Here is a 26,283-nt window from a genome sequence, read left to right as displayed (position 1 = left end):
CCGCCGCAGGCGCGCAGGCCCGTGCGCGCGGCTCAGGGCACGCGTGCGATCAGGTACCGGAACACGTTCGGCATCCACACCGTCCCGTCCCGGCGCTGGTGCGGGTGCAGCGCCTCCGTCACCTCCTTGTCGACCTGCGCCTGGTCCGTCGCGGAGATCGCCGCGTCGAACAGGCCCGTCGACAGCAGCCCCCGCAGGGCGCTGTCGAGGTCGGCGTAGCCGAAGGGGCAGGCGACCCGTCCGGAGCCGTCCGGCTTCAGACCGGCCCGCTGGGCGACCTCCTCCAGGTCGTCACGGCGGGCGGGGCGCCAACTGCCCGTGTGGCGCAGCGGGTCCGCCAGCTTCGTGGCCACCCGCAGCACGGACGACGTGGCGCACCGCTCCGGTGGACCCCAGCCGGCGAGCACCACGGGCGCTCCCGGCTCGGCGAGCGGCGTCGCGGCGGTGAGCAGTCCGGCGAGCCCCTCCGAGTCGCCCGCGAGACACCCGATGGGCTCGAAAGCGGTCACCAGGGTGTACGCGGGCGTCTCCGCGCCGGCCGCGTCCCCGGGGTGACCGTCGATGAGCCGGGTGTCCGCGGGCGCGCGCGTGCCCCGCGCCTCGGTCAGCAACCGCTCCCGCGCGAGGGTGACCCGCTCGGGGAACGAGGAGTCGACACCGGTGACCGCGGCACCTCTGGACGCCGCCATCAGCAGGGCGAGCCCGCTGCCGCAGCCGAGGCCCAACAGCCGGGTGCCGGAACCGACTTCGAGTCGCTCGTAGACGGTCTCGTAGAGCGGGACCAGCATCCGCTCCTGGATCTCGGACCAGTCACGCGCGCGTGCCCGCCGGTCCACACGGGGTGACGCTCCCGTATGGGTCGGGTGCTGCCGCACGAGCGTAGGTGTCATCGAAAGCGCCCCAATCAGACGAGAGTTACCGCTGTGCCCGTTTCCATGGCCCCCGTGATGTGCGCTCGCACTTCCCCCGTATGCCAGGTAACTCCGCACTCGAGCGCGCGTCCAGGGTCTGTGGGGTCCGGCTTGAGGGATCCGTGGGCTCGGGGCGAGATTTCACGTCCCGGCAACCTGGGCCCGTACGATCACGGCGTGGCGGGGACACCCTCGGGGGCCGTCGCCCTCGTGGGCAAGGGCGCCGAGGCGGATTCGGCCAAGGTCGTCACCGGCGCGGGCCGGGCGGGCGCCCATGCGGTCCTCGGGGAAGAAGGCGAGGCCAGGGGGCCGAGGGCGCCGGGAACCGTACGGTGTCTGGTCGCGGGGGCGGGGCGGTCGCGGGGGGCGATCGGGGGAGCGGTAATGTCGCGGTCGTCGCGAGCGCTTACCGAGGCAGTGCCCTTCCGGTGGGAGAGCGACCGAAACGCCCCTTGCGCATGCGCGGACCACAGCCGCCCCGGGGGCGCGCACGGCGTCTACGCGCCGGGGCGTATATCGGACTACGTACCGCCTTGGTATGAGCTGTGAGGCTTCTCCGCAGATCAGCGCACCCGCCCTCGTCAGGACGCATCAGCGGCAACTGACGGGTACGTGCAAATTATTTGGGATGCCCCGGAATAGGAACACAGGGGCCCTCACGCTCGTTGTCATTACGTGAGCACGACACAGACACCACCTGTTCTCGCCGCCGAGCTGGCGCAGGCGTGGGCCGACATTCAGCGGTACCACCCCGAGCTGCCCGACCTCGCCGCGCCCGAGTCCCTGATCGGAGAGTCGTCGTCCGCGTGCGGGCACGAACTCTCCTTCGAGCGACTGCTCCATGAGGCAGTCCATGGGATCGCCGCCGCGCGCGGCGTCCGTGACACCTCCCGCGCCGGCCGCTACCACAACCGCAGATTCCTCGCGATCGCCGAGGAACTGGGCCTGGACCACCCCGAGGAGCCACATCCCAGCAGCGGATTCTCGTTGGTCACGCTCAACCCCGAGGCCAAGCGCCGTTACCGCCCGACCATCGAGCGGCTCCAGCGCGCCCTGAAGGCCCACACCGCGGCCACCTCCTCCGACACGGCCCGCTCCTTCCGCGGCCCGGCCGCCCGCCACGGCTCCTCCGGCGGCGGCGTGCGCGTGAAGGCGGTCTGCGACTGCGGGCGCAATGTGCGCGTCGTGCCGTCGGTACTGGCGCAGGCGCCGATCGTCTGCGGCGGCTGCGGCAAGCCGTTCCGGATTCCCGAGGTCGTCGGAGCGGCATAGCCGCGACCGGTGGAGTCCCGGCATCTCGTGGGTGCCGGAACGACGCCCGGGGCACCCTGCACCGCCGGGTGCCCCTCAGGCATGCCTTCCCGCGGCCCCCGTCCGACGCGACCCGCGGGGTGTGGCACAATGGCTAGCTGTACTCGACAGTCGCACAGGACCCCTCTCTCCTCCGGCTGACGCGTCCATCGGGCACTCGGGTACCGCAACCCCACGCGGCAATCTGCCGTGCCCAATCACGTCAAAACCAGGAGAACCCACTCCAGTGGCAGTCAAGATCAAGCTGAAGCGTCTGGGCAAGATCCGTTCGCCTCACTACCGCATCGTCGTCGCCGACTCCCGCACCCGTCGTGACGGCCGTGCGATCGAGGAGATCGGTCTGTACCACCCGGTGCAGAACCCTTCGCGCATCGAGGTCGACTCGGAGCGCGCGCAGTACTGGCTGGGTGTCGGCGCGCAGCCGACCGAGCCCGTCCTCGCCATCCTGAAGCTGACCGGCGACTGGCAGAAGTTCAAGGGCGAGCCCGCCCCGGCTCCGCTGCTCCAGCCGGCTCCGAAGGCCGCGCGTCCGTCGTTCGAGGCTCTCGGCGGCGACGACGAGGGCAAGGGTGAGGCCATCACCCAGAAGAAGAAGGCTGAGAAGAAGGACGAGGCCGCGGCCGAGTCCTCTTCGTCTGAGTCGACCGAGGCCTGAGCATGCTCGAGGAGGCTCTCGAGCACCTCGTGAAGGGCATCGTCGACAACCCTGACGATGTGCAGGTCGCTTCCCGCAACCTGCGCCGCGGGCGTGTGCTCGAGGTCCGGGTCCACCCGGACGACCTCGGCAAGGTGATCGGTCGCAACGGCCGCACCGCACGCGCTCTGCGTACCGTCGTGGGCGCCATCGGCGGCCGTGGTGTCCGCGTCGACCTGGTCGACGTCGATCACGTCCGCTGACGCCGAACGCAGCACCGGCTCGGGCCGGGGAGGGCCTCTGGGCCGTCCCCGGCCCGTAGTCGTACTCAACCGTCGTCCAGGAGATCAAGCACAGTGCAGCTGGTAGTCGCTCGCATCGGCCGTGCCCACGGCATCAAGGGCGAGGTCACCGTCGAGGTCCGCACCGACGAGCCGGAGCTGCGGCTCGGCCCCGGCGCCGTCCTGCTCACGGACCCCGCCGCCACGGGCCCCCTCACCATCGAGAGCGGCCGCGTCCACAGCGGCCGCCTCCTCCTGCGTTTCGAGGGCGTCCATGACCGGACCGCCGCCGAGGCGCTGCGCAACACCCTGCTGATCGCCGAGGTGGACCCGGAGGAGCTGCCGGAGGAGGACGACGAGTACTACGACCACCAGCTGATGGACCTCGACGTCGTCACCGCGGACGGCGTGGCCGTGGGCCGGATCACCGAGATCTCGCACCTGCCCTCGCAGGACCTCTTCATCGTGGAGCGGCCCGACGGCAGCGAGGTGCTGATCCCGTTCGTGGCGGAGATCGTCAGCGAGATCGACCTGGAGGAGCAGCGGGCGGTCATCACCCCGCCGCCCGGCCTGATCGACGACCAGGCCGAGATCGCCTCGTCCCGGGACGAGGCGTAGTGCGCCTCGACGTCGTCACGATCTTCCCCGAGTACCTGGACCCGCTGAACGTCTCCCTCGTGGGCAAGGCACGCGCGCGTGGACAGCTCGACGTCCAGGTGCACGACCTGCGCGCGTGGACGTACGACCGTCACAACACCGTCGACGACACCCCGTACGGCGGCGGGCCCGGCATGGTCATGAAGACCGGGCCGTGGGGGGACGCGCTGGACGACGTGCTGGCCCAGGGGTACGAGGCCGGTGCCGCCCGGCCCGCCCTCATCGTCCCCACCCCCAGCGGCCGTCCCTTCACCCAGGAACTCGCCGTGGAGCTCTCCGAGCGGCCCTGGCTGATCTTCACGCCGGCCCGCTACGAGGGCATCGACCGCCGGGTCGTCGACGAGTACGCGACCCGGATGCCCGTCTACGAGGTCTCCATCGGCGACTACGTCCTCGCGGGCGGCGAGGCCGCCGTACTGGTCGTCACGGAGGCGGTCGCGCGGCTGCTGCCCGGCGTCCTGGGCAACGCCGAGTCCCACCGGGACGACTCCTTCGCGCCCGGCGCGATGGCGAACCTCCTGGAGGGCCCCGTCTACACCAAGCCGCCCGCCTGGCGCGGCCGGGAGATCCCCCAGACGCTGCTCAGCGGCCACCACGGCAAGATCGCCCGCTGGCGCCGCGACGAGGCGCTCAAGCGCACCACGGCCCACCGGCCCGACCTCATCGAGCGCTGCGACCCCAAGGCCTTCGACAAGAAGGACCGCGAGGTGCTCTCCATCCTGGGCTGGGCGCCCGATCCGGCGGGGGAGCCGTACGGCCGATTTTGGCGTCGGGTGGACGGCGTGGAAGAATAGGTCGTTGTTGTGCGTCGTCCGGCGTGCGCCCCTGCCACAGGGGGACACGACGCCCGTCCCGACACGGACAGCATCCTCCGATACACCTAGCTCCCGCCTATGACCTGTGGCATGGGTGAAGAAAGCAGACGACATGTCTCACCTTCTCGACTCCGTCGACTCCGCGTCGCTGCGCAGCGACATCCCGGCGTTCCGCCCGGGTGACACCGTCAACGTCCACGTCCGCGTCATCGAGGGCAACCGCTCCCGTGTGCAGCAGTTCAAGGGCGTAGTCATCCGTCGCCAGGGTGCCGGTGTCCGCGAGACCTTCACGGTCCGCAAGGTCTCGTTCTCCGTCGGCGTCGAGCGCACCTTCCCGGTGCACACCCCGATCGTCGAGAAGATCGAGCTCGTCACCCGCGGTGACGTGCGTCGCGCCAAGCTCTACTACCTGCGCGAGCTGCGCGGCAAGGCCGCGAAGATCAAGGAGAAGCGCGACAACTGATCTCGCGTTCGGGGGTTCACAGAGGGGCCGGATAGCATCTGGCCCCGATGGACACCGAAGCACAGCACACGGAGCGCGATCGCTCCTCCCGCCCTTCCGAGTCCGAGGAGATCTCGGACACAGAGGGGTCGGAGGAACGGTCGCGTTTCGCGTTGGTGTCGCGGATCGCCGCCTGGCTGCCCGGCGGGCGGATCACCCTGAGCGCGCTGTTCGGTCTGCTGTTCCTGCTGCTCCTCAACGCTTTTGTGGTGCAACCGTTCCAGATTCCCAGCGGATCCATGGAGAACGGATTGAGGATCGGGGACCGGGTTCTCGTAAATAAGTTGGCGTACCGTTTCGGTGCCGAGCCGCGGCGCGGAGACGTGGTGGTGTTCGACGGAACCGGGTATTTCGGGGACGCGGACTACGTCAAGCGCGTCGTCGGTGTGGGGGGAGACCACGTGGTCTGCTGCGACAAGGGGGGCAGGATCGAGGTGAACGGCCGGTCGGTCGACGAGTCGACGTTCCTGTATCCCGGTGACAGCCCGTCCTCGGTGGACTTCGACGTGGTCGTGCCCGACGGCAGCCTCTTCCTCCTCGGCGACCACCGCAGCGGGTCCAGCGACTCCCGCGACCACCTCGGTTCGCCCGGCGGCGGCATGGTCCCCGTCGGCGAGGTGATCGGCCGCGCCGACTGGATCCTCTGGCCGACCGCCCACTGGACCCGCCTGGAGCGCCCGGACGCCTACGCGCGCGTGCCCGCCGCGGAGGGCGCGGATGGGTAACCGTGGCAAACGGCGCGGGGTGCCCAGCAGCGCCGCCGAGGACCTGCTGCCCACCGGCTCCCGGCGCACCGCCGGCTCCGCCGGGAACGGCCGTACGCGTGCGGAGCGGCGCAAGCTCCAGCGCAAGGTCAAGCGGCGCCGCAGGCGCTCCGCCGTCAAGGAGATACCGCTCCTCGTGGGCGTCGCCGTGCTGATAGCCCTGGTGCTGAAGACCTTCCTCGTCCAGGCCTTCGTGATCCCGTCCGGATCCATGGAGCAGACGATCCAGATCGGCGACCGTGTCCTTGTCGACAAGCTGACCCCGTGGTTCGGCTCCAAGCCGCAGCGCGGGGACGTCGTGGTCTTCAAGGACCCCGGCGGCTGGCTCCAGGACGAGCAGACCACGCCGAAGAAGGACGACCCCGTCGTCGTCAAGCAGATCAAGGAAGGGCTCACCTTCATCGGTCTGCTGCCGTCCGAGAACGAGAAGGACCTCATCAAGCGGGTCGTGGGCGTCGGCGGTGACCGGGTCAAGTGCTGTGACGCGCAAGGGCGGGTGACCGTCAACGGCGTTCCGCTCGCCGAGGGCGACTACCTCTATCCCGGCAACGCCCCGTCGACGCAGGAGTTCGACATCACCGTCCCCCAGGGGCGGTTGTGGGTGATGGGCGACCACCGGGCCAACTCCGCGGACTCCCGCGCGCATCAGGACACCGACTACGGGGGTACGGTCTCGGAGGACTCGGTGGTCGGGCGGGCGAGGGTCATCGCCTGGCCCTTCGGCCACTGGAACACCCTGGAGGAGCCGAAAACATACTCATCCCTTACCGACTCGGCCGCCGGGTCGACTGCGGCTCCCCGACTGTCGCATAGGGTTGCCCCCGACGATCCGAACAGAACGATCCAGCTCCCGAGCCCTGCGGAACTCCCGCTCGTTATGGGAGTGGTGGGCCTGCGCCGCGTATGGGGCAGGCGGCGGCACAGAGTAAGGAGTTGGCGTGGGGGATGTGGCGGTTGGCGCACGGTCCGGGCACGACGGCGAGGAGAACCGCGGGCGCCCCGCGGACGCGGCCGACCCGGCCACGGACGACGCCGTGACCTCCGGGAGTGACGCCGCGGACGAGCGGACACAGCCAGGCGAGGACGGGCCGGGCGACTCGGCCCCCAAGAAGAAGGCCCAGCGCTCCTTCTGGAAGGAGCTGCCGATCCTGATCGGTATCGCGCTCGTCCTGGCGCTGCTGATCAAGACGTTCCTGGTGCAGGCGTTCTCGATCCCCTCGGACTCGATGCAGGACACGCTCCAGCAGGGCGACCGTGTCCTCGTCGACAAGCTCACCCCGTGGTTCGGCTCCGAGCCCGAGCGCGGCGAGGTCGTCGTCTTCCACGACCCGAGCAAGTGGCTGTACGGCGAGCCGACGGCCGACCCGAACATCGTGCAGACCTTCCTCAGCTGGATCGGCCTGATGCCGTCCGCCGAGGAGAAGGACCTCATCAAGCGCGTCATCGGCGTCGGCGGCGACACGGTCGAGTGCAAGGGCACCGGCCCGCTGAAGGTCAACGGCAAGGCGCTGAACGAGGCGTCGTACGTCTACCCGGGCAACACCCCGTGCACCGACGACGAGATGGGCCAGTTCAAGGTCAAGGTGCCCGAGGGCTTCCTCTGGGTGATGGGCGACCACCGCCAGAACTCCCGCGACTCGCGGTACAACCAGGACGACAAGTACCACGGCATGGTCCCGGTCGACGAGGTCGTCGGCCGCGCCATCGTCAAGGCCTGGCCGATCAACCGCTGGGGCACGCTGCCCGTCCCGGACACCTTCGACCAGGACGGCCTGAACGCCCGGTCCGCCGCGCCCACCGCCCTGACGGTGGCCCCGCAGGGCCTCGCCCTGGCCGGTGCGGTGCCGCTGGTGCTGTGGCGGCGCCGGAGGACGGCGTCGGCGCAGACGCGCTGAGCGGGACGGCCCGGTCGGTCGGGACCCCGGCGATCGCGGCGGCCGTTCGGCCGGCCGTGGTTCGCTGATCGCGGGGTCCCGTCGAGCCCGGTGAAAGCCCGCTGTTCGTGGGGCCCGGCGACCCGGTGAAAGCTTTACGGAGCGGGTGACCGAGGTCGCCCGGGAAGGGGCTGACCGGGTCAGGTACCGCCGGGTAGGGTGCGGACCCATGGGTGGCGAGAGCACGACACGTACGGTCCCGCGCAGCGGTGGCACGAACAGGGGCCCGGTGGGCAGCCGGACCGGGCAGCGACTGTCCGGGGTGGCCGTCGCGCTGGGTCTGGTGCTGTTCCTCGGCGGGTTCGCCTGGGGAGCGGTGGTCTACCGGCCGTACACCGTGCCCACCAGCTCGATGGCGCCCACGATCGACGCCGGTGAGCGGGTCCTGGCGCAGCGTGTCGACGGCGGCGAGGTCCGCCGGGGCGACGTCGTCGTCTTCACCGACAAGAACTGGGTCTCGAACGCCCCCGTGGTCAAGCGCGTGGTCGCGGTCGGCGGCGACACCGTCGCCTGCTGCACCGACGGCAAGCTGACGGTCAACGGCAAGCAGATCGACGAACCGTATCTGCCCGAGGGCACCGCGGCCGAGTGGAAGAACATCCCGACCGTGAAGGTTCCCGAGGGGCGGCTGTTCCTGCTCGGCGACGAGCGGCAGGGCTCCCTGGACTCCAGCGCCCACCTGACCGACGCGGCCAGCGGCACGGTCGCGCGGTCCGCCGTGACGGCCCGGGTCGACGCCGTCGTATGGCCGATGGACGGCATGCTGAAGAAGCCGACCGGTTTCGAGAAGCTCGGCGCGCTGTCCTCGCCGGGACCGCTGCGGCTGATCACCGTCGCGATCGTGGCGGGTGCCGTGCTGGTCCTCGGCGGCGGGGCCTACGGCCCGATCGCGGGTCTGCTGGCCAAGCGGCGCGCCCGGACCCGGACGGAGCCCGCGGGTGCGCGCTGAGGCTGCGGCGGACAGCTACGAGGGCGGGCTGCGCAAGGTCGCCCGGGTGGTGCTGCTCGACCCGGACGACCGCATCCTCCTGCTGCACGGCCATGAACCGGACGATCCGAGTGACGACTGGTGGTTCACACCGGGCGGCGGGGTCGAGGGCGACGAGACCCGTGAAGAGGCCGCTCTGCGGGAACTCGTGGAGGAGACCGGCATCACCGAGGTGGAGCTCGCGCCGGTGCTGTGGCGGCGGATGTGCTCCTTCCCGTTCGCGGGCCGCCGGTGGGACCAGGACGAGTGGTACTACCTGGCCCGTACGACCCAGACGGCCACCCGGGCCGTGGCCCTCACCGAACTCGAGCGGCGCAGTGTCGCCGGAGCGCGCTGGTGGACGTGTCAGGAACTGACCCGGGCGCATGAGACGGTGTATCCGACCAGACTCGCCGGGCTGCTCCGCAGGCTGCTCGACGAAGGCCCCCCGGCCGGGCCCGTGACCCTTGACCCCGAAATCGTCTAGGGGCTGACGGGTCTGGCGCACAATGGTGGGACCGCACGGCTGAAGGGGAACATGCCATGAGCGCCGAGGACCTCGAGAAGTACGAGACCGAGATGGAGCTCAAGCTCTATCGCGAGTACCGCGATGTCGTCGGACTGTTCAAGTACGTGATCGAGACCGAGCGGCGCTTCTACCTCACCAACGACTACGAGATGCAGGTGCACTCGGTCCAGGGTGAGGTTTTCTTCGAGGTGTCGATGGCCGACGCGTGGGTGTGGGACATGTACCGGCCGGCGCGGTTCGTGAAGCAGGTGCGCGTGTTGACGTTCAAGGACGTGAACATCGAGGAGCTCAACAAGAGCGACCTGGAGCTTCCGGGCAGCTGATTCCCGCCGTCGCCCCTCGGGTGACGGAGTTGTCCACAACCGCCGAGTAGCCCACCAAGATCAACTTGGTGGGCCGGTTCGCGTGACGGTTGGTGCCGGAGGTGGTGCCGACATGAACGCACGAAGTGCCCTCGGCAAGTACGGCGAGACGCTGGCCGCGCGGCGGCTGGCGGCGGCCGGGATGACCGTCCTGGAGCGCAACTGGCGCTGTGGCAGGACGGGCGAGATCGACATCGTGGCGCGGGACGGGGACGTCCTGGTCGTCTGCGAGGTGAAGACCCGGCGGACGGGTGCCTTCGAGCACCCGATGGCCGCGGTGACCCCCGAGAAGGCCGAGCGGCTGCGGGGCCTCGCCGCGTGCTGGATCCACGCCCACGGAGGAGCGCCACCGGGCGGCGTCCGCATCGACCTCGTCGGTGTGGTTCTGCCGAGCCGCGGCGCACCCGTCGTCGAGCACGCGCGGGGGGTGGCCTGAGATGGGGTTCGCTCGTACGTGCTCGGTGGCGCTGGTGGGCGTCGAGGGCGTGGTGGTGGAGGTCCAGGCGGACCTGGAGCCCGGCGTGGCGGCGTTCACGCTGGTGGGGCTGCCGGACAAGAGCCTGACGGAGAGCAAGGACCGGGTTCGGGCGGCGGTCGTCAACTCGGGCGGTGAGTGGCCCCAGAAGAAGCTGACGGTGGGGCTCAGCCCGGCGTCGGTGCCAAAAGCAGGGTCGGGATTCGATCTCGCCATCGCGTGCGCGGTGCTCGGTGCCTCGGAGCGGATCGATCCGCGGGTGCTCGCCGACATCATGATGATCGGTGAGCTGGGTCTGGACGGGCGGGTGCGCCCGGTCCGGGGCATCCTCCCGGCCGTGCTGGCCGCCGCGGACGCCGGTTACGAGCAGGTCGTGGTGCCGGAGTGCGCCGCCGCCGAGGCCTCGCTGGTGCCGGGCGTCTCCGTGCTCGGCGTGCGCAGCCTGCGCCAGCTGATCGCGGTCCTCGCGGACGAGCCCGTCCCCGACGAGGAGCCGCACGAACCCGGCCGCCCCGACCCGCTTCTGGCCGGGCTGCGGGTACCGGGGGCCGGCGCGGCCACCGGCACGCACAGCATGGGCGCCGCGCAGCACGACCAGGGCCACGACCTGTCCGACGTGGTGGGCCAGCTCTCCGCGCGGACGGCGGTGGAGGTCGCGGCGGCCGGCGGCCACCACCTGTTCCTGGAAGGGCCGCCCGGCGCCGGCAAGACGATGCTCGCGGAACGGCTGCCCGGCGTCCTGCCCCCGCTGACCCGCGAGGAGTCGCTCGAGGTCACCGCCGTGCACTCGGTGGCCGGTCTGCTGCCACCCGGCAAACCGCTCATCGACGTCGCGCCCTACTGCGCCCCGCACCACTCGGCCACCATGCAGGCGCTCGTCGGCGGCGGCCCCGGCTTCGCCCGGCCGGGCGCGGTGTCGCTGTCCCACCGAGGAGTCCTCTTCCTCGACGAGACCCCCGAGTTCAGCAGCCGGGCACTCGACGCACTGCGGCAGCCCCTGGAGGCGGGGCACGTCGTGATCGCGCGCAGTGCCGGTGTCGTGCGGTTCCCGGCGAAGTTCCTGATGCTGCTCGCCGCCAATCCGTGCCCGTGCGGACGCTTCTCGCAGACCGACGACTTCTGCGAGTGCCCGCCCTCGGTGATCCGCCGCTACCAGGCCCGGCTCTCCGGGCCGCTGCTCGACCGCGTCGACCTGCGGGTCGAGGTGGACCGCGTCACGCGGGCCCAGCTCGCGGGGCGCGGAGCCCGGGGCGAGTCGACCGCGGTGGTGGCCGACCGGGTGCGGGCCGCCAGGGCGCGGGCGGCGGCGCGCCTCACCGGCACTCCGTGGCGGACCAACAGCGACGTGCCGGGACGCGAGCTGCGCAGCCGCTGGCACCCGCTACCGGGCGCGATGGACGACGCCGAGCGCGGTCTCGAACGTGGTGTCCTGACGGCCCGGGGCCTCGACCGTGTCCTGCGGGTCGCCTGGACCGTCGCCGACCTGGTCGGGCACGACCGCCCCGACGCGACCGACGTCGCCCTCGCGCTGCAACTGCGCACCGGGGTCCCCAGGGGCGTGCCGATGGCCCTCGGGGCGCTGACGTGAACGCCGATCAGGACCCGGAGCACGAACTCCTCGCCCGCGTCCTGCTCACCCGTGTCATCGAGCCCGGTGACGAGGTCGCCGGGCGGTGGGTGCGGGAGGCCGGGGCGGGGGAGGTGGCCCGGTGGCTGCGGGAAGGGCGCGAGGCCGGACCGGCCGGGGTGAGCGGGAAGCGGTGGGCGGGGCTGCTCGCGCGGGCCGAACGGGCCGAGCCGCGGGCGGATCTCGAGGCCGCGCGGCGTGCGGGGGTGCGGTTCGTGTGCCCCGGGGACGCCGAGTGGCCCGGTCAGCTCGACGACCTCGGGGACGCGCGGCCGCTCGGGCTGTGGGTGCGCGGGGCGCCCAGTCTGCGGATGTGGGCGCTCCGGTCGGTCGCCGTGGTCGGCGCCCGTGCCTGCACCGAGTACGGCGCCCACATGGCGGCCACGCTCGCCGGCGGTCTCGCCGAGCGGGGCTGGGTCGTGGTGTCCGGCGGGGCCTACGGCGTCGACGGGGCCGCCCACCGCGGTGCCCTCGGCGCCGGCGGGGCGACCGTCGCCGTGCTGGCCTGCGGGGTGGACCGGCCCTATCCGCAGGGACACACCGAGTTGATCAACCGGATCGCGGAACAGGGGCTGGTGATCGGGGAGTTGCCGCCGGGGGATCATCCGACGCCGAGCAGGTTCGTGCTGCGGAACCGGGTGATCGCCGCGCTGACCAGGGGAACCGTGGTCGTGGAGGCGGCCTGTCGGAGCGGGTCGCTGGTCACCGCGAGGGCGGCGCAGCGGCTCGGTCGGCACACCATGGGCGTGCCCGGACCCGCGACCAGCGGGCTCTCCGCCGGGGTCCATGAACTGCTGCGCGGGGAGGCCGTGCTCGTCACCGACGCCGAGGAAGTCGTGGAGCTGGTCGGTGACATGGGGGAGCTCGCCCCGGACCGGCGGGGGCCCGTCCTGCCGCGCGACCTGCTCGCGCCGGACGCCCGGCGGGTCGTGGCCGCGCTGCCGTCACGCCGGGCGGCGACCGCCGCCGAGGTCGGGCGGGGCGCGCAGACGACGGTGGACGACGCGATCGCGAGACTGTACGAACTCCGAGCACTTGGTTACGTCGAACGACACGGCGACGGCTGGAAGTTGACACGCCAGGCGATGATCTCCGTCCGGGACGGTGGACGTCGGTGTTGACCGAGCGTGTTCGGCCGTCCGAGGGAACCCCGAAAGCCTTGGGGTTTCCCGCAGTTGACCGAGGGGCGCGGTCACACAGAGCTATCGCCGCGACTCGGTGGGGCGGTCAACGGAACGTATCTGCGCACGCTCCCGGGCCCGTCCTTCGCGCACTGCGACACTCCAGTCACGCTACGCTCACGGGGATTCCGGCACAGACCGGCACCTCGGCATCGAACTCGACACCAGACAGACAGCTCCCCCAGGCAGCCCCACTTCACGGCAGAACGGCACAAGGCGACGAATGCCCCAGCACACCTCCGGGTCCGACCGGGCGGCGATCCCCCCAGCCGCCCGCGACGGTAGCGTGCGGCCGCCCGCTCCCTCGACGCTCGACGAACTGTGGCGTTCCTACAAGGCGACGGGCGACGAGCGGCTGCGGGAGCAGCTGATCCTGCACTACTCACCGTTGGTGAAGTACGTGGCGGGCCGGGTGAGCGTCGGTCTGCCGCCCAATGTGGAGCAGGCCGACTTCGTCTCCTCGGGGGTCTTCGGGCTCATCGACGCGATCGAGAAGTTCGACATCGACCGGGAGATCAAGTTCGAGACGTACGCGATCACCCGGATCCGGGGTGCGATGATCGACGAGCTCCGGGCGCTGGACTGGATCCCGCGCTCGGTGCGGCAGAAGGCGCGCAACGTCGAGCGGGCGTACGCGACGCTGGAGGCGCGGCTGCGCAGGACACCGAGCGAGCTCGAGGTGGCCAGCGAGATGGGGGTCGCGGTGGACGAACTCCACGCGGTCTTCAGCCAGTTGTCGCTGGCCAACGTGGTGGCGCTGGAGGAGCTGCTGCACGTCGGGGGCGAGGGCGACCGGCTGAGCCTGATGGACACGCTGGAGGACACCGCCGCCGACAACCCCGTCGAGGTGGCCGAGGACAGGGAGCTGCGGCGGTTCCTGGCCCGGGCGATCAACACCCTGCCCGAGCGGGAGAAGACCGTGGTCACGCTCTACTACTACGAGGGCCTCACCCTCGCCGAGATCGGGAACGTCCTCGGGGTCACCGAGAGCCGGGTGAGCCAGATCCACACCAAGTCGGTGCTGCAATTGCGGGCGAAACTGGCCGCCTTCGGTCGCTGACCTGGCCGGATGACCTTCGTCGGCGTGAGTGCCTCCCGTCGGGGACGGTCCGTCCGTAAAGTGGACGACGTGCCAAGGATTCGAGCGGCCTCCGTGGCCGAGCACCGGTCGATGCAGCGAGCCGCCCTGCTGGACGCGGCCCGGTCATTGCTGTCCGAGGGTGGGACGGAGGCGCTGACGTTCCCGGCTCTCGCCGAGCGGACGGGGCTGGCGCGGTCGTCCGTGTACGAGTACTTCCGGTCCCGGGCCGCGGTCGTCGAGGAGCTGTGCGAGGTCGACTTCCCGGTCTGGGCCGCGGAGGTCTCGGCGGCGATGGCCGCGGCGGACGGGCCCGAGGCCAAGGTCGAGGCGTATGTGCGGCGACAGCTCGCCCTGGTAGGGGACCGGCGGCACCGGGCCGTCGTCGCCATTTCCGCGAGTGAGCTCGACGCCGGGGCCCGGGAGAAGATCCGCGCCGCGCACGGAGGCCTGGTCGCGATGATCGTCGAGGCGCTGGCGGAGATGGGGCACACGGAGCCCCGGCTCGCCGCGATGCTGCTCCAGGGCGTGGTGGACGCGGCTGTGCGGAGGATCGAGCTGGGGGCGGCGGAGGATCCTCCGGCGATCACCGAGGCCGCGGTGACCATGGCGCTGCGGGGCGTGCGGGGCTGAGGCCCGCGGGGGCGGCTGAGGCGAGCGGTGTTGCTTGCCGCGCGTCTGCTGGGCGTCGGCCTCGGTGGGGGTGGGAGCGGCTCCCGTGTTGGCGAACCTCTGCCTGCGGCTGGGGCAGGTAGACGCCGAGGGGCGGTGGCTGTCTCGGCCGGTGCGGCGCCCGCAGCCAGGGCAGGGGGCGGTGCCGTCGGCCGGTACGGTCTCCGCCGAGCGCCCGGCTAGGGCAGAGGCACGCCGAGTACCGGTAGCAGTCTCGACGGGCCCCGGCGCAGCAGCCACGGTGGCAGCAGGGACAGTGGGTCCAGGTAGGTGGCGCCGCTCCGCAAGCCCCAGTGCACGCACGGGGCCGTGCAGTGGGAGCCCGTCGGTTCCACCGTGCCGATCACCTCGCCGGCCGCCACCTGGGCGCCCTTCTCCACCGTCGCCGTCACCGGTTCGTACGTCGTCCGCAGGTCCGTGCCCGTCAGGTCCACCGAGACCACCCCCTTTCCCGCCACCCGGCCCGCGAAGGCGACCCGGCCCGAGGCCACCGCTCGCACGGGTGTGCCCACAGTCGCCGCGAGGTCCACGCCTCGGTGACCGCGGCTGTAGGCCGTCGCCGGGGGTTCCCAGGCGCGGAGGACCGCCGGGCGCGTCCCCACCGGCCAGGCGCGGCCGATGGCCGGGACCGAGGGGTGCGGTGCCACCGGTGGTGGTGGAGCAGGGTCGCCTGCCACCGGGCCCGGGGTCAGCACCGGCAGCGCCAGTCCCAGCAGCAACGTGCACACGATTCGCTTCGCTCGCATGCCCGAACCGTCCCGCACGCGTGCCGATCATGGCCGGGACCTGTGGACCGGACCCCGGTTGTGGACAGCGGCGTCACCCGGTGCCCCGCGGGTCCCGTACACTTCTTCTGGCGATCCGGGTCACCGGGTCGACTTCGCACGCCCCGACACGGCGGTCGGCAACGACCCGTCCCTGTCAGCGCCCCTCGGTCCTTCGTGGCACGGCGCATGTGGGCGTCAGGTACATAACCGAGAAAAACAAGGAGAACGGCCATGGCCGTCGTCACGATGCGGGAGCTGCTGGAAAGCGGCGTCCACTTCGGTCACCAGACCCGTCGTTGGAACCCGAAGATGAAGCGCTTCATCTTCACGGAGCGCAACGGCATCTACATCATCGACCTGCTCCAGTCGCTGTCGTACATCGACCGCGCCTACGAGTTCGTCAAGGAGACCGTCGCCCACGGCGGCACGGTCATGTTCGTCGGCACGAAGAAGCAGGCGCAGGAGGCCATCGCCGAGCAGGCCACCCGCGTCGGCATGCCCTACGTCAACCAGCGCTGGCTGGGCGGCATGCTCACCAACTTCTCCACCGTCTACAAGCGTCTGCAGCGCCTCAAGGAGCTCGAGCTCATCGACTTCGAGGACGTCGCCGCCTCGGGTCTGACGAAGAAGGAGCTCCTGGTCCTCTCGCGTGAGAAGGCCAAGCTGGAGAAGACCCTCGGTGGTATCCGCGAGATGTCCAAGGTGCCCAGCGCCGTCTGGATCGTGGACACCAAGAAGGAGCACATCGCGGTCGGCGAGGCCCGGAAGCTCAACATCCCGGTCGTCGCCATCCTCGACACCAACTGCGACCCCGACGAGGTCGACTACAAGATCCCGGGCAACGACGACGCGATCCGCTCCGTCACCCTGCTCACCCGCGTGATCGCCGACGCCGTCGCCGAGGGCCTCATGTCCCGTTCCGGCGTCGCCACCGGCGACAAGGGTGAGAAGGCCGCGAACGAGCCGCTCGCCGAGTGGGAGCGCGACCTGCTCGAGGGCGAGAAGAAGGCCGACGAGGCCCCGGCCGCCGCCGAGGCCCCTGCTGCCGAGGCTTCCGCCGCTGACGCTGAGGCTGAGGCGCCCGCCGCCGAGGCTCCGGCCGCCGACGAGGCCCCCGCGGTCGAGGCCGACGCCACCGAGGCTCCGGCCGCCGAGGCCGAGCAGGCCTGACCCCTCACCCCTTCGGGTGTTCTGACGGCGGGGGCCCCACAGCCCCCGCCGTTGGCCCGTAGATCCTCAGACTTCGAGAGAGACTTCAAGAATCATGGCGAACTACACCGCCGCCGACGTCAAGAAGCTCCGTGAGCTCACCGGCGCCGGCATGATGGACTGCAAGAAGGCGCTGGACGAGGCCGAGGGCAACGTCGACAAGGCCGTCGAGGCGCTCCGGATCAAGGGCCAGAAGGGCGTCGCCAAGCGCGAGGGCCGCTCCGCCGAGAACGGCGCCGTGGTCTCCCTGATCGCCGACGACAACACCTCCGGTGTCCTGGTCGAGCTGAAGTGCGAGACGGACTTCGTCGCCAAGGGCGAGAAGTTCCAGGCCGTCGCCACCGCGATCGCCGAGCACGTCGCCAAGACCTCCCCGGCCGACATCGAGGCCCTGCTCGCCTCCGAGATCGAGGCCGGCAAGACCGTCCAGGCGTTCGTGGACGAGGCCAACGCCAACCTCGGCGAGAAGATCGTCCTGGACCGCTTCGCGCAGTTCGCCGACGGTTTCGTCTTCTCCTACATGCACCGCACCATGCCCGACCTGCCCCCGCAGATCGGTGTCCTGGTCGAGCTGGACAAGGCCGACGCCGAGCTGGCCAAGGGTGTCGCCCAGCACATCGCCGCCTTCGCGCCGAAGTGGCTCTCCAAGGAGGACGTGCCGGCCGAGGTCGTCGAGTCCGAGCGCCGCGTCGCCGAGGAGACCACCCGCGCCGAGGGCAAGCCCGAGGCGGCCCTGCCGAAGATCGTCGAGGGTCGCGTCAACGGCTTCTTCAAGGACGCCACGCTGCTCGGTCAGCCGTACGCGCTGGACAACAAGAAGTCCGTCCAGAAGGTTCTGGACGAGGCCGGTGTCACCCTGAAGCGCTTCACGCGTATCAAGGTCGGCATCTGAGTCCGTACCGCGTACGACGCCGGACCCCGATAGGGTCGTAGGCAGTCGTCCGGTACGCCGCCACGCACGCGCGCGGCGGACGACAGCAGATCTGACGAGGAGGCCATTGCCGCGTATGGGATGCGAGCCAGTTCCCACCGGCAATGGCCTTCTTCGTATGTGCGACCCCTTGAAAGAGGCGAGAACTCCATGACCACCAAGGCCCAGAAGAGCGACGACGGCAAACTACGCGGCCGGTTTCTGCTGAAGCTGTCCGGAGAGGCCTTCTCCGGTGGTGGGGGCCTCGGCGTTGACCCCGACGTGGTGCACAAGATCGCCCGCGAGATCGCGGCCGTCGTGCGCGACGGAGCGGAGATCGCGGTCGTCATCGGCGGCGGCAACTTCTTCCGCGGCGCCGAACTCCAGCAGCGCGGCATGGACCGCGCCCGCTCCGACTACATGGGCATGCTCGGCACCGTGATGAACTGCCTCGCCCTCCAGGACTTCCTGGAGAAGGAGGGCATCGACTCGCGCGTGCAGACCGCCATCACCATGGGCCAGGTCGCCGAGCCGTACATCCCGCTGCGCGCCGTGCGTCACCTGGAGAAGGGCCGTGTGGTCATCTTCGGCGCAGGTATGGGCATGCCGTACTTCTCCACCGACACCACCGCCGCCCAGCGCGCCCTGGAGATCGACGCCGAGGCGCTGCTGATGGGCAAGAACGGCGTGGACGGGGTCTACGACTCCGACCCGAAGACCAACCCCGAGGCCGTCAAGTTCGACTCCCTCAGCTACGGCGAGGTCATCACCCGCGACCTCAAGGTCGCCGACATGACCGCCATCACGCTGTGCCGCGACAACAAGCTCCCCATCCTGGTGTTCGAGCTTCTGGCGGAGGGCAATATCGCGCGCGCCGTCAAGGGTGAGAAGATCGGCACGCTTGTGGGTGAGCAGGGCAGCCGGGACTGACCCGGGACACACCCGGTCCCTGACCGGGGGATGGACAATGTCCTGCCGGTCCGGAACCGTGCAGGAAGAAGACGCGACGCAGCCGGCCGCCGCCCCACGCACATGGAACAGCAGCCGGGCCTACTCAAGACACGCAGGAGCAAGTGGTGATCGAAGAGACCCTCCTCGAGGCCGAGGAGAAGATGGAGAAGGCCGTCGTGGTCGCCAAGGAGGACTTCGCCGCGATCCGCACCGGCCGTGCGCACCCGGCGATGTTCAACAAGATCGTGGCCGACTACTACGGCGCGCCGACGCCGATCAACCAGCTGGCTTCGTTCTCCGTGCCGGAGCCGCGCATGGCGGTCGTGACCCCGTTCGACAAGACGGCCCTGCGCAACATCGAGCAGGCCATCCGCGACTCGGACCTGGGCGTCAACCCGAGCAACGACGGCAACATCATCCGTGTGGTGTTCCCGGAGCTCACCGAGGAGCGCCGCCGCGACTACATCAAGGTCGCCAGGAGCAAGGCGGAGGACTCGCGCGTGTCCATCCGCTCGGTCCGCCGCAAGGCCAAGGACGCGATCGACAAGCTCGTCAAGGACGGCGAGATCGGTGAGGACGAGGGCCGCCGTGCGGAGAAGGAGCTCGACGACGCGACGCACAAATACGTCGCTCAGGTGGACGAGCTCCTGAAGCACAAGGAAGCGGAGCTTCTCGAGGTCTGATGAACGACTCTTCCTGGGGGGCGCCGCCACAAGCCGGGTACTGGGGGCCGTCCGACCAGGGGCCTGTCCAGGGGGCTGCCCCGGCGGGTCCCACGTACGATGCGCCTGAGGCGCAGCACACTCGCCCCATGCCCATCGTGCCCGACGGACCCCGGTACGGGGACGACCAGGATGACGACCGGGGGGCCGCTCGGCTGAGCGGCCCCTTGTTCCGAGACGAGACCAGGTCGGCGCAGCCCCGCGCGGCGGCGCCGCAGAATCCGGAGCCCATGCACGACGCCCCGCAGCCGGCTCCCGCGCCGCAGAAGAAGAACGCGGGGCGGGACCTGGGTGCGGCCATAGGGGTCGGTGTCGGGCTCGGCGCGGTGATCGTCGCGTCGCTGTTCGTCGTCAAGGCCGCCTTCATCGGCGTGATAGCGGTCGCCGTCGTCGTCGGCCTGTGGGAGCTGACCTCCCGGCTCGAGGAGCGCAAGGGCATCAAGGCGCCCCTCGTTCCGCTGGCCGTCGGTGGTGCGGCGATGGTCGTCGCCGGGTACGTCCGCGGTGCCGAGGGCGCCTGGGTGGCGATGGCGCTGACCGCGCTGGCCGTCCTGGTCTGGCGGATGACGGAGCCGCCCGAGGGCTATCTGAAGGACGTCACCGCGGGGGTCTTCGCGGCGTTCTACGTGCCGTTCCTGGCGACCTTCGTCGCGATGATGCTCACCGCGGACGACGGTGCGTTCCGGGTCATGACGTTCCTGGTCCTGACCGTCGTCAGCGACACCGGGGCGTACGCCGTCGGCTGGCGCTTCGGCAAGCACAAGCTCGCTCCGCGCATCAGCCCCGGCAAGACCCGTGAGGGGCTGCTCGGCGCGGTGTCGTTCGCGATGGTCGCGGGTGCGCTGAGCATGCACTTCCTGATCGACGACGGCATCTGGTGGCAGGGTCTGCTGCTGGGTCTCGCGGTGGCGGCCAGCGCGACGCTGGGCGACCTCGGCGAGTCGATGATCAAGCGGGACCTGGGCATCAAGGACATGGGCACGCTGCTGCCGGGGCACGGCGGCATCATGGACCGGCTGGACTCGCTCCTGCCGACGGCCCCGGTCGTATGGCTGCTGCTGGTGCTGTTCGTCGGCTCCGGCTGATCCTTGTCGGGCCGGCCCGATGACTGCGAGGAGCCTCCGCTTCGGCGGGGGCTCCTGCCGTTTCCGCAAGGAGGCGGCAGGCCGGAGGTGGCGGTCGGAGGCAGGGGCGGGAAGGATCGCGCTGGACGACGGCATCGGCGCGGTGAGCAGGGGGGCGCATGGGGGTTCCGGAAAGCCTGGGCGGGCTTCGGGAGTGGCTGGAGAGGAACGGCGTCCCGCACACCTCATGGGGCACCGGCGGCACCAAGTCCGTCCGGCAGCTGTACGCCGAGATCGAGGCCGGCGAGACGACGCTGGAGGACGATCCGCCACTGCGCCGGGTCGACGTCGTCACCCTGCGCGTCCGGCAGGGCGGCCGGGAGCTCGTGGAGACCTCGCAGCTGATGAGCGACGGCACCGTGCGTCGACGGGACCGGCCTCCCGCCGAGAAGATCGTGCGCGGCGAGGACGCGGCCGCCGCCGCGCTGCGGTGCGTGGCCGAGGAGCTCGGCGTCCAGGGGCCGGGAGTCGTGCTGGGCCGCGTCCTCCGGCCGCGGGACCCTGACCGGCAGCCGTCCCCGTCGTACCCCGGCCTGCCGTCCGCCTACGTCTTCCACGAGGCCGAGGTCCACGTGCCCGGCCTTCCCGCCTCGGGCTTCTGGACCAGGGAGCGCGGCGACGGCTCGGTCTTCGCCCACCTGTGGGAGTGGCGGTAGCCTCGCGGACGCCGATCGGTGCACTCCGGTTGATCTGCGACACTGGTATGACCATGCCCAAGCCCGGAGAACTCATTTTCGTCGCCCCGCGCGGAGCCAAGAAGCCGCCGCGGCACCTTGCCGATCTCACTCCTGCCGAGCGCAAGGATGTCGTGGCCGAGATCGGTGAGAAGCCGTTCCGTGCCAAGCAGCTCTCGCAGCACTACTTCGCGCGGTACGCGCACGACCCGGCCGAGTGGACGGACATCCCCGCCGGTGCGCGCGGCAAGCTCCAGGAGGCGCTGCTTCCCGAGCTGATGACCGTCGTACGGCATCTGTCGACCGACCAGGGGACCACGCGCAAGACGCTGTGGCGGCTGTTCGACGGGACGCTCGTGGAGTCCGTGCTGATGCGGTACCCGGACCGGGTCACCATGTGCATCAGCTCGCAGGCGGGCTGTGGCATGAACTGTCCCTTCTGCGCCACCGGGCAGGCCGGGCTCGACCGCAATCTGTCCACCGCCGAGATCGTCCACCAGATCGTCGACGGGATGCGGGCGCTCCGGGACGGAGAGGTGCCGGGCGGGCCCGCGCGGCTCTCCAACATCGTCTTCATGGGCATGGGCGAGCCGCTCGCCAACTACAAGCGGGTCGCGCAGTCGATCCGCGCGCTCACCGATCCCGCGCCGGACGGGCTCGGGCTCTCGCAGCGCGGCATCACCGTGTCGACCGTGGGGCTCGTGCCCGCCATCCACCGGTTCGCCGACGAGGGCTTCAAGTGCCGGCTCGCGATCTCGCTGCACGCCCCCGACGACGAGCTGCGCGACACCCTGGTCCCCGTGAACACGCGGTGGAAGGTGCGCGAGGTGCTGGAGGCGGGCTTCGAGTACGTCGCGAAGTCGGGCCGTCGGCTGTCCATCGAGTACGCGCTCATCCGGGACATCAACGACCAGGCCTGGCGCGGTGACCGGCTCGGACGGCTGCTCAAGGGCAAGCCCGTGCATGTGAACCTGATCCCGCTGAACCCGACCCCGGGCTCCAAGTGGACCGCGTCGCGGCCCGAGGACGAGAAGGCGTTCGTCGAGGCGATCGCCGCGCACGGTGTGCCCGTCACCGTCCGGGACACCCGTGGGCAGGAGATCGACGGGGCCTGCGGCCAGCTCGCGGCCGGCGAGCGGTAACCTGATCCCGGTACGTACATCTTCATATTCCGACAGGGGAGCGCCACAGCGCTGAGAGTGCGGCACCGGCCGCAGACCCTCCGAACCTGGCCCAGGTCATTCTGGGTAGGGAGATCGGTCACCACTCGAGCTGTTGCGCCCTGCCCGGAGCCCTTCGGAGGCTGCCGGGCAGGGCCGCGTCTCTTCCTGGTCACCCCAGGAGGAATCCAGTGAGCATCACCAAGAAGGCCACGGTCCTCGCCGTCGGCTTCGGTCTCGTCGCGCTGTCCGCGTGCGGGTCGTCCGACAGCGGCGAGTCCGCCGGCGGCGAGTCCGCCGGCGGCTCCAAGACCGTCACGCTCGTCAGCCACAACTCGTGGGCCGTCTCCAAGGGCGTCCTCGCCGCGTTCGAGAAGGAGTCCGGCTACCAGGTCAAGGTCCTGGAGGACGGCGACGCCGGGCAGGCCGTCAACAAGGCCATCCTGACCAAGGACAACCCGCAGGGCGATGTCTTCTTCGGCGTCGACAACACCCTGCTGTCGCGGGCGCTCGACAACGGACTGTTCCAGCCGTACGAGGCCAAGGGACTCGACGCCGTCGACGAGCGGTACCAGCTCGACGGCGACAAGCACCGGGTCACCCCCGTCGACCACGGCGACATCTGCGTCAACTACGACAAGGCCTATTTCAGCGAGCACGAGGTGGCGCCGCCCGCCTCGTTCGACGACCTGGTCAAGCCCGCGTACAAGAACCTCCTCGTCACGGAGAACGCCTCCACCTCCTCGCCCGGCCTGGGATTCCTCCTGGGCACCGCCGCCAAGTACGGCGACAACGGGTGGGAGGGCTACTGGACCAAGCTCAAGGCCAACGGCGTGAAGGTCGTCGACGGCTGGGAGCAGGCCTACAACGAGGAGTTCTCCGGGTCCGCGGGCGGGAAGAAGGCCAAGGCCGACCGCCCGCTCGTCGTCTCCTACGCCTCCTCGCCGCCCGCCGAGGTGATCTACGCCGACCCGAAGCCCGCCACCGCGCCCACCGGGGTCGCCGAGGGCACCTGCTTCCGACAGATCGAGTTCGCCGGGCTGCTGAGCAACGCGCAGAACAGCGCGGGCGGCAAGGCGCTCATCGACTTCCTGATCGGCAAGAGGTTCCAGGAGGACATGCCGCTCAACATGTTCGTCTACCCGGTGACCGAGGGCGCGGCCGTGCCCGCCGAGTTCACGAAGTACGGGCCCGCCGCCAAGGACCCTCAGACCATGGCCCCGGCGAAGATCGCCGACCACCGTGACCAGTGGGTCAAGTCGTGGACCTCGCTCGTACTGAAGTAGCCCCCCGCAAGGGCCGGAAGAGGAGCGCGGCGGTACGGCTCGGCCTGATGGCCGTCCCCGTCGCGTTCTTCGGGCTCTTCTTCGCCTGGCCCGTCGCCGCGATCGTGGCGCGCGGGCTCAAGGCCGACGGGGTCTGGCAGTTCGGCCGGATCATCGAGGTGCTGGGCCAGTCCGACATCCGGCACGTGCTGTGGTTCACCACCTGGCAGGCCCTCGCCTCCACCGTCCTCACCCTGCTGCTCGCGCTGCCCGGCGCCTATGTCTTCGCCCGCCTCGACTTCCCCGGCAAGCAGATCCTGCGGGCCGTGGTCACCGTCCCCTTCGTGCTCCCGACGGTCGTCGTCGGTACGGCGTTCCTGGCGCTGGTCGGGCGCGGGGGACTGCTCGACGAGCTGTGGGGCGTACGGCTGGACACCACCGTGTGGGCGATCCTGCTGGCGCACGTCTTCTTCAACTACGCGGTCGTCGTGCGCACGGTGGGCGGGCTGTGGTCCCAGCTGGACCCGCGGCAGGAGGAGGCCGCGCGGATGCTGGGTGCCTCGCGCCCGCGGGCGTGGCGGCAGGTCACGCTGCCCGCGCTCGGGCCCGCGGTGGCCGCCGCCACCCTGATGGTCTTCCTGTTCACCTTCACCTCCTTCGGTGTGGTGCAGATCCTCGGCGGGCCGACCTTCTCCACCCTGGAGGTGGAGATCTACCGGCAGACCTCGGAGATCTTCGACCTGCCCACGGCCGCGGTCCTCACGATCGTCCAGTTCCTGGCCGTCGGCTCGATCCTCGCCCTGCACGCCTGGACCGTACGGCGACGGGAGACGGCCCTGCGCCTGGTGGACGCGTCCGGGACGGCCCGGCGGCCGCGCGGGGCGGGGCAGTGGGCGCTGCTGGGCGGGGTGCTGCTCACCGTCCTGCTCCTGCTCCTGCTGCCGCTCGCCGTGCTGGTGGAGCGCTCGCTCGACGCCCCCGACCTCGGCTACTACCGCGCCCTCACCCACAGCGACGGCGGGGTCTTCCTCGTCCCGCCCATCGAGGCGGTCGGGAACTCGCTGGAGTACGCCGTCGCCGCCACCCTCATCGCCGTGGTGATCGGCGGCCTCGCCGCGGCCGCGCTGACCCGGCGGGACGCGGGACGGTTCGTGCGGGGCTTCGACGCGCTGCTGATGCTGCCGCTGGGTGTGTCCGCGGTGACCGTCGGGTTCGGGTTCCTGATCGCGCTCGACGAGCCGCCGCTGGATCTGCGGGCCTCCTGGATCCTGGTGCCGCTCGCGCAGGCGCTGGTCGGGGTCCCCTTCGTGGTGCGGACCATGCTGCCCGTGCTGCGGGCCGTCGACCACCGGCTGCGGGAGGCCGCGGCCGTGCTCGGGGCGTCGCCCTGGCGGGTGTGGCGGGAGGTCGATCTGCCTTTGGTGCGGCGGGCGTTGCTGATCGCGGCCGGGTTCGCGTTCGCGGTGTCGCTGGGGGAGTTCGGGGCGACCGTGTTCATCGCGCGGCCCGACAACCCGACGCTGCCGGTCGCGGTGGCACGGCTGCTGGGGCGGGCCGGCGAGCTCAACTACGGGCAGGCGATGGCCCTTTCGACGATTCTGATGGTGGTGTGCGCGGTGGCGTTGCTGGTCCTTGAGCGGCTGCGGACCGATCGGACGGGTGAGTTCTGATGCTGCTGAGCCTTCAGGGCGCGACGGTCCGCTTCGGCGGCCGGGCCGTGCTGGACGGGGTCGACCTGGCGGTCGCCGAGCACGAGATCGTGTGTGTGCTCGGGCCCAGCGGGAGCGGGAAGTCCACGCTGCTGAGGGCCGTGGCCGGGCTGCAACACCTGGACGCGGGGCGGGTGTCGCTGGACGGGCGCGACCAGACGGCCGTGGCCGCGCACAAGCGCGGGGTCGGGCTGATGTTCCAGGACCACCAGCTGTTCCCGCAGCGGGACGTGGCCGGCAACGTGGCGTTCGGGCTGCGCATGCACGGCGTGGCCCGCGAGCAACGGGGCGACCGGGTGCGGGAGTTGCTCGACCTCGTCGGCCTTCCCGGCGCCGAGCGGCGGGCCGTAGCCTCGCTCTCCGGCGGTGAGCAGCAACGCGTCGCGCTGGCCCGGGCCCTCGCGCCGCGGCCCCGGCTGCTGATGCTGGACGAGCCGCTCGGGCAGCTGGACCGCTCACTGCGGGAGCGGCTGGTCGTCGAACTCAGGGAGCTGTTCGGGCGGTTGGGCACGACCGTGCTCGCGGTCACCCATGACCAGGGCGAGGCGTTCGCGCTCGCGGACCGGGTCGTGGTGATGCGGGACGGGCGGATCGCCCAGTCCGGTACACCGCTGGAGGTGTGGCAGCAGCCGGTGGACGAGTTCGTGGCCCGTTTCCTCGGCTTCGAGAACGTGGTGGAGGGCCTGGTCGGCGGCGAGGCCGCGGACACGCCCTGGGGGAAGCTGCCCGTGCCCGAGGGGGCCGCGCAGGGCGTCCGGAACCTGCTGGTGCGGCCGGCCGGGGTACGGCTCGTGGGCGCCGACGAGGGGTTGCCGTGCACGGTCACGGCACGGACGTTCCGGGGCACGCATGTCGCCGTGCGGCTGCGGCCGGAGGGGGACGCGCCGCGGCTGGAGGCGGCGTGCGCGCTGCGGGAGGCGCCGGAGGTCGGGGACCCGGTCGGGGTGGAGTTCGACGCGGCCGAGATCGTCGTACTGGACTGAGCCGCGCGGCGCCGCCGAGGGGCCGTACGACCGTGGCCCTCCGGAGGCCGTCGAAGGGCCCTACGACCGTGGCCCGTCCCCTGACGGAGGACGGGCCACAGCCGTACGG

At 71.1% G+C, this 26,283-nt stretch carries 29 protein-coding genes and 1 riboswitch; of the genes, 27 read left to right on the top strand and 2 right to left on the bottom strand.

Translation table 11 applies throughout. The features are described 5' to 3' along the window. Window positions 1-32: 32 nt before the first annotated feature. A complete protein-coding gene (locus tag ACZ56U_RS31355; protein ID WP_469087323.1) occupies window positions 33-890 on the bottom strand; it encodes an SAM-dependent methyltransferase in 858 nt (285 codons plus the stop codon). 696 nt (window positions 891-1,586) lie between these two features. Between ACZ56U_RS31355 and ACZ56U_RS31350 the strand changes: the two genes are divergently transcribed. The 17 genes from ACZ56U_RS31350 (at window position 1,587) to ACZ56U_RS31270 (ending at window position 14,661) form a co-directional block, all read left to right on the top strand. Next, window positions 1,587-2,183 carry a hypothetical protein gene (locus ACZ56U_RS31350; protein ID WP_127177749.1) on the top strand — a complete coding sequence of 199 codons (597 nt, stop codon included), beginning with the start codon at window positions 1,587-1,589 and terminating at the stop codon, window positions 2,181-2,183. A 265-nt stretch (window positions 2,184-2,448) separates the two neighbouring features. After that, window positions 2,449-2,877, top strand: coding sequence for a 30S ribosomal protein S16 (gene rpsP, locus ACZ56U_RS31345; protein WP_391232487.1), 429 nt, complete (start codon window positions 2,449-2,451; stop codon window positions 2,875-2,877). A gap of 2 nt (window positions 2,878-2,879) precedes the next feature. Further along, window positions 2,880-3,119, top strand: a complete 240-nt coding sequence (locus ACZ56U_RS31340; RefSeq protein WP_003973401.1) for an RNA-binding protein — start codon at window positions 2,880-2,882, stop codon at window positions 3,117-3,119. Window positions 3,120-3,212: 93 nt separating this feature from the next. Continuing rightward, the gene (gene rimM, locus ACZ56U_RS31335) at window positions 3,213-3,755 is read left to right on the top strand and encodes a ribosome maturation factor RimM (RefSeq protein ID WP_469087322.1); all 543 of its coding nucleotides are present in this window, start codon (window positions 3,213-3,215) and stop codon (window positions 3,753-3,755) included. Beyond that, complete coding sequence (trmD, locus tag ACZ56U_RS31330) at window positions 3,755-4,588, top strand: tRNA (guanosine(37)-N1)-methyltransferase TrmD (protein ID WP_469087321.1); 834 nt, start codon at window positions 3,755-3,757, stop codon at window positions 4,586-4,588. Before rimM ends, trmD begins: the two co-directional genes overlap by 1 nt. 133 nt (window positions 4,589-4,721) lie before the next feature. After that, a complete protein-coding gene (rplS, locus tag ACZ56U_RS31325) occupies window positions 4,722-5,072 on the top strand; it encodes a 50S ribosomal protein L19 (protein WP_013000407.1) in 351 nt (116 codons plus the stop codon). Between the two features lie 47 nt (window positions 5,073-5,119). Beyond that, window positions 5,120-5,836, top strand: a complete 717-nt coding sequence (lepB, locus tag ACZ56U_RS31320) for a signal peptidase I (RefSeq protein WP_469087320.1) — start codon at window positions 5,120-5,122, stop codon at window positions 5,834-5,836. Continuing rightward, complete coding sequence (gene lepB, locus ACZ56U_RS31315; RefSeq protein WP_469087319.1) at window positions 5,829-6,926, top strand: signal peptidase I; 1,098 nt, start codon at window positions 5,829-5,831, stop codon at window positions 6,924-6,926. The genes lepB (ACZ56U_RS31320) and lepB (ACZ56U_RS31315) overlap by 8 nt, the downstream gene beginning before the upstream one ends. Further along, window positions 6,814-7,770: a signal peptidase I gene (lepB, locus tag ACZ56U_RS31310; protein WP_469087318.1), complete on the top strand. Its 957-nt coding sequence runs from the start codon at window positions 6,814-6,816 to the stop codon at window positions 7,768-7,770. Before lepB (ACZ56U_RS31315) ends, lepB (ACZ56U_RS31310) begins: the two co-directional genes overlap by 113 nt. A 208-nt stretch (window positions 7,771-7,978) precedes the next feature. Further along, window positions 7,979-8,758, top strand: a complete 780-nt coding sequence (gene lepB, locus ACZ56U_RS31305) for a signal peptidase I (RefSeq protein WP_469087317.1) — start codon at window positions 7,979-7,981, stop codon at window positions 8,756-8,758. Beyond that, window positions 8,748-9,263: an NUDIX hydrolase gene (locus tag ACZ56U_RS31300; protein ID WP_469087316.1), complete on the top strand. Its 516-nt coding sequence runs from the start codon at window positions 8,748-8,750 to the stop codon at window positions 9,261-9,263. The genes lepB (ACZ56U_RS31305) and ACZ56U_RS31300 overlap by 11 nt, the downstream gene beginning before the upstream one ends. A gap of 56 nt (window positions 9,264-9,319) precedes the next feature. Continuing rightward, entirely contained in the window at window positions 9,320-9,628 is a 309-nt protein-coding gene (locus tag ACZ56U_RS31295; RefSeq protein ID WP_005311352.1) for a DUF2469 domain-containing protein, read from the top strand. Between the two features lie 112 nt (window positions 9,629-9,740). Beyond that, window positions 9,741-10,103: a YraN family protein gene (locus ACZ56U_RS31290; RefSeq protein ID WP_391232478.1), complete on the top strand. Its 363-nt coding sequence runs from the start codon at window positions 9,741-9,743 to the stop codon at window positions 10,101-10,103. Window position 10,104: 1 nt separating this feature from the next. Next, window positions 10,105-11,730, top strand: a complete 1,626-nt coding sequence (locus ACZ56U_RS31285) for a YifB family Mg chelatase-like AAA ATPase (RefSeq protein ID WP_469087315.1) — start codon at window positions 10,105-10,107, stop codon at window positions 11,728-11,730. After that, window positions 11,727-12,890, top strand: a complete 1,164-nt coding sequence (gene dprA / locus ACZ56U_RS31280; RefSeq protein ID WP_469087314.1) for a DNA-processing protein DprA — start codon at window positions 11,727-11,729, stop codon at window positions 12,888-12,890. Before ACZ56U_RS31285 ends, dprA begins: the two co-directional genes overlap by 4 nt. A gap of 283 nt (window positions 12,891-13,173) precedes the next feature. After that, window positions 13,174-14,010, top strand: coding sequence for an RNA polymerase sigma factor WhiG (gene whiG / locus ACZ56U_RS31275; RefSeq protein WP_469087313.1), 837 nt, complete (start codon window positions 13,174-13,176; stop codon window positions 14,008-14,010). 93 nt (window positions 14,011-14,103) lie between these two features. Next, complete coding sequence (locus tag ACZ56U_RS31270) at window positions 14,104-14,661, top strand: TetR/AcrR family transcriptional regulator (protein WP_469087367.1); 558 nt, start codon at window positions 14,104-14,106, stop codon at window positions 14,659-14,661. Window positions 14,662-14,879: 218 nt separating this feature from the next. On the opposite strand, the gene ACZ56U_RS31265 is transcribed toward ACZ56U_RS31270, so the two are convergent. After that, a complete protein-coding gene (locus tag ACZ56U_RS31265; protein WP_469087312.1) occupies window positions 14,880-15,446 on the bottom strand; it encodes a M23 family metallopeptidase in 567 nt (188 codons plus the stop codon). A gap of 252 nt (window positions 15,447-15,698) precedes the next feature. Here ACZ56U_RS31265 and rpsB point away from each other — a divergent pair, with 252 nt between their 5' ends. The 10 genes from rpsB (at window position 15,699) to ACZ56U_RS31215 (ending at window position 26,174) form a co-directional block, all read left to right on the top strand. Continuing rightward, complete coding sequence (gene rpsB, locus ACZ56U_RS31260; protein ID WP_469087311.1) at window positions 15,699-16,637, top strand: 30S ribosomal protein S2; 939 nt, start codon at window positions 15,699-15,701, stop codon at window positions 16,635-16,637. Between the two features lie 94 nt (window positions 16,638-16,731). Continuing rightward, window positions 16,732-17,568 (top strand): translation elongation factor Ts, encoded by an 837-nt coding sequence (gene tsf / locus ACZ56U_RS31255; RefSeq protein WP_469087310.1) that lies wholly within the window; start codon window positions 16,732-16,734, stop codon window positions 17,566-17,568. Window positions 17,569-17,757: 189 nt separating this feature from the next. After that, window positions 17,758-18,516, top strand: coding sequence for a UMP kinase (gene pyrH / locus ACZ56U_RS31250; RefSeq protein ID WP_469087309.1), 759 nt, complete (start codon window positions 17,758-17,760; stop codon window positions 18,514-18,516). 146 nt (window positions 18,517-18,662) lie between these two features. Beyond that, complete coding sequence (gene frr, locus ACZ56U_RS31245) at window positions 18,663-19,220, top strand: ribosome recycling factor (RefSeq protein ID WP_391232468.1); 558 nt, start codon at window positions 18,663-18,665, stop codon at window positions 19,218-19,220. Continuing rightward, entirely contained in the window at window positions 19,220-20,344 is a 1,125-nt protein-coding gene (locus tag ACZ56U_RS31240; protein ID WP_469087308.1) for a phosphatidate cytidylyltransferase, read from the top strand. Before frr ends, ACZ56U_RS31240 begins: the two co-directional genes overlap by 1 nt. Before the next feature lie 158 nt (window positions 20,345-20,502). Next, on the top strand, window positions 20,503-21,039 hold the full coding sequence (locus ACZ56U_RS31235; RefSeq protein WP_469087307.1) for a hypothetical protein: 537 nt from the start codon (window positions 20,503-20,505) through the stop codon (window positions 21,037-21,039). A 53-nt stretch (window positions 21,040-21,092) separates the two neighbouring features. Next, window positions 21,093-22,199, top strand: coding sequence for a dual-specificity RNA methyltransferase RlmN (gene rlmN, locus ACZ56U_RS31230; RefSeq protein WP_469087306.1), 1,107 nt, complete (start codon window positions 21,093-21,095; stop codon window positions 22,197-22,199). A gap of 24 nt (window positions 22,200-22,223) precedes the next feature. After that, window positions 22,224-22,329: riboswitch (TPP riboswitch) on the top strand. 79 nt (window positions 22,330-22,408) lie between these two features. Then, window positions 22,409-23,503, top strand: coding sequence for a thiamine ABC transporter substrate-binding protein (locus tag ACZ56U_RS31225; protein WP_469087305.1), 1,095 nt, complete (start codon window positions 22,409-22,411; stop codon window positions 23,501-23,503). A 47-nt stretch (window positions 23,504-23,550) separates the two neighbouring features. Then, window positions 23,551-25,152 carry an ABC transporter permease gene (locus tag ACZ56U_RS31220; RefSeq protein ID WP_469087304.1) on the top strand — a complete coding sequence of 534 codons (1,602 nt, stop codon included), beginning with the start codon at window positions 23,551-23,553 and terminating at the stop codon, window positions 25,150-25,152. Beyond that, window positions 25,152-26,174, top strand: a complete 1,023-nt coding sequence (locus ACZ56U_RS31215; RefSeq protein WP_469087303.1) for an ABC transporter ATP-binding protein — start codon at window positions 25,152-25,154, stop codon at window positions 26,172-26,174. The genes ACZ56U_RS31220 and ACZ56U_RS31215 overlap by 1 nt, the downstream gene beginning before the upstream one ends. Window positions 26,175-26,283: the final 109 nt, after the last annotated feature.

It is taken from the genome of Streptomyces sp. NPDC034103, from assembly GCF_055575395.1.
Note: the sequence above shows the minus strand (reverse complement) of the source record. Positions and strands in the feature narration are given on the sequence as shown.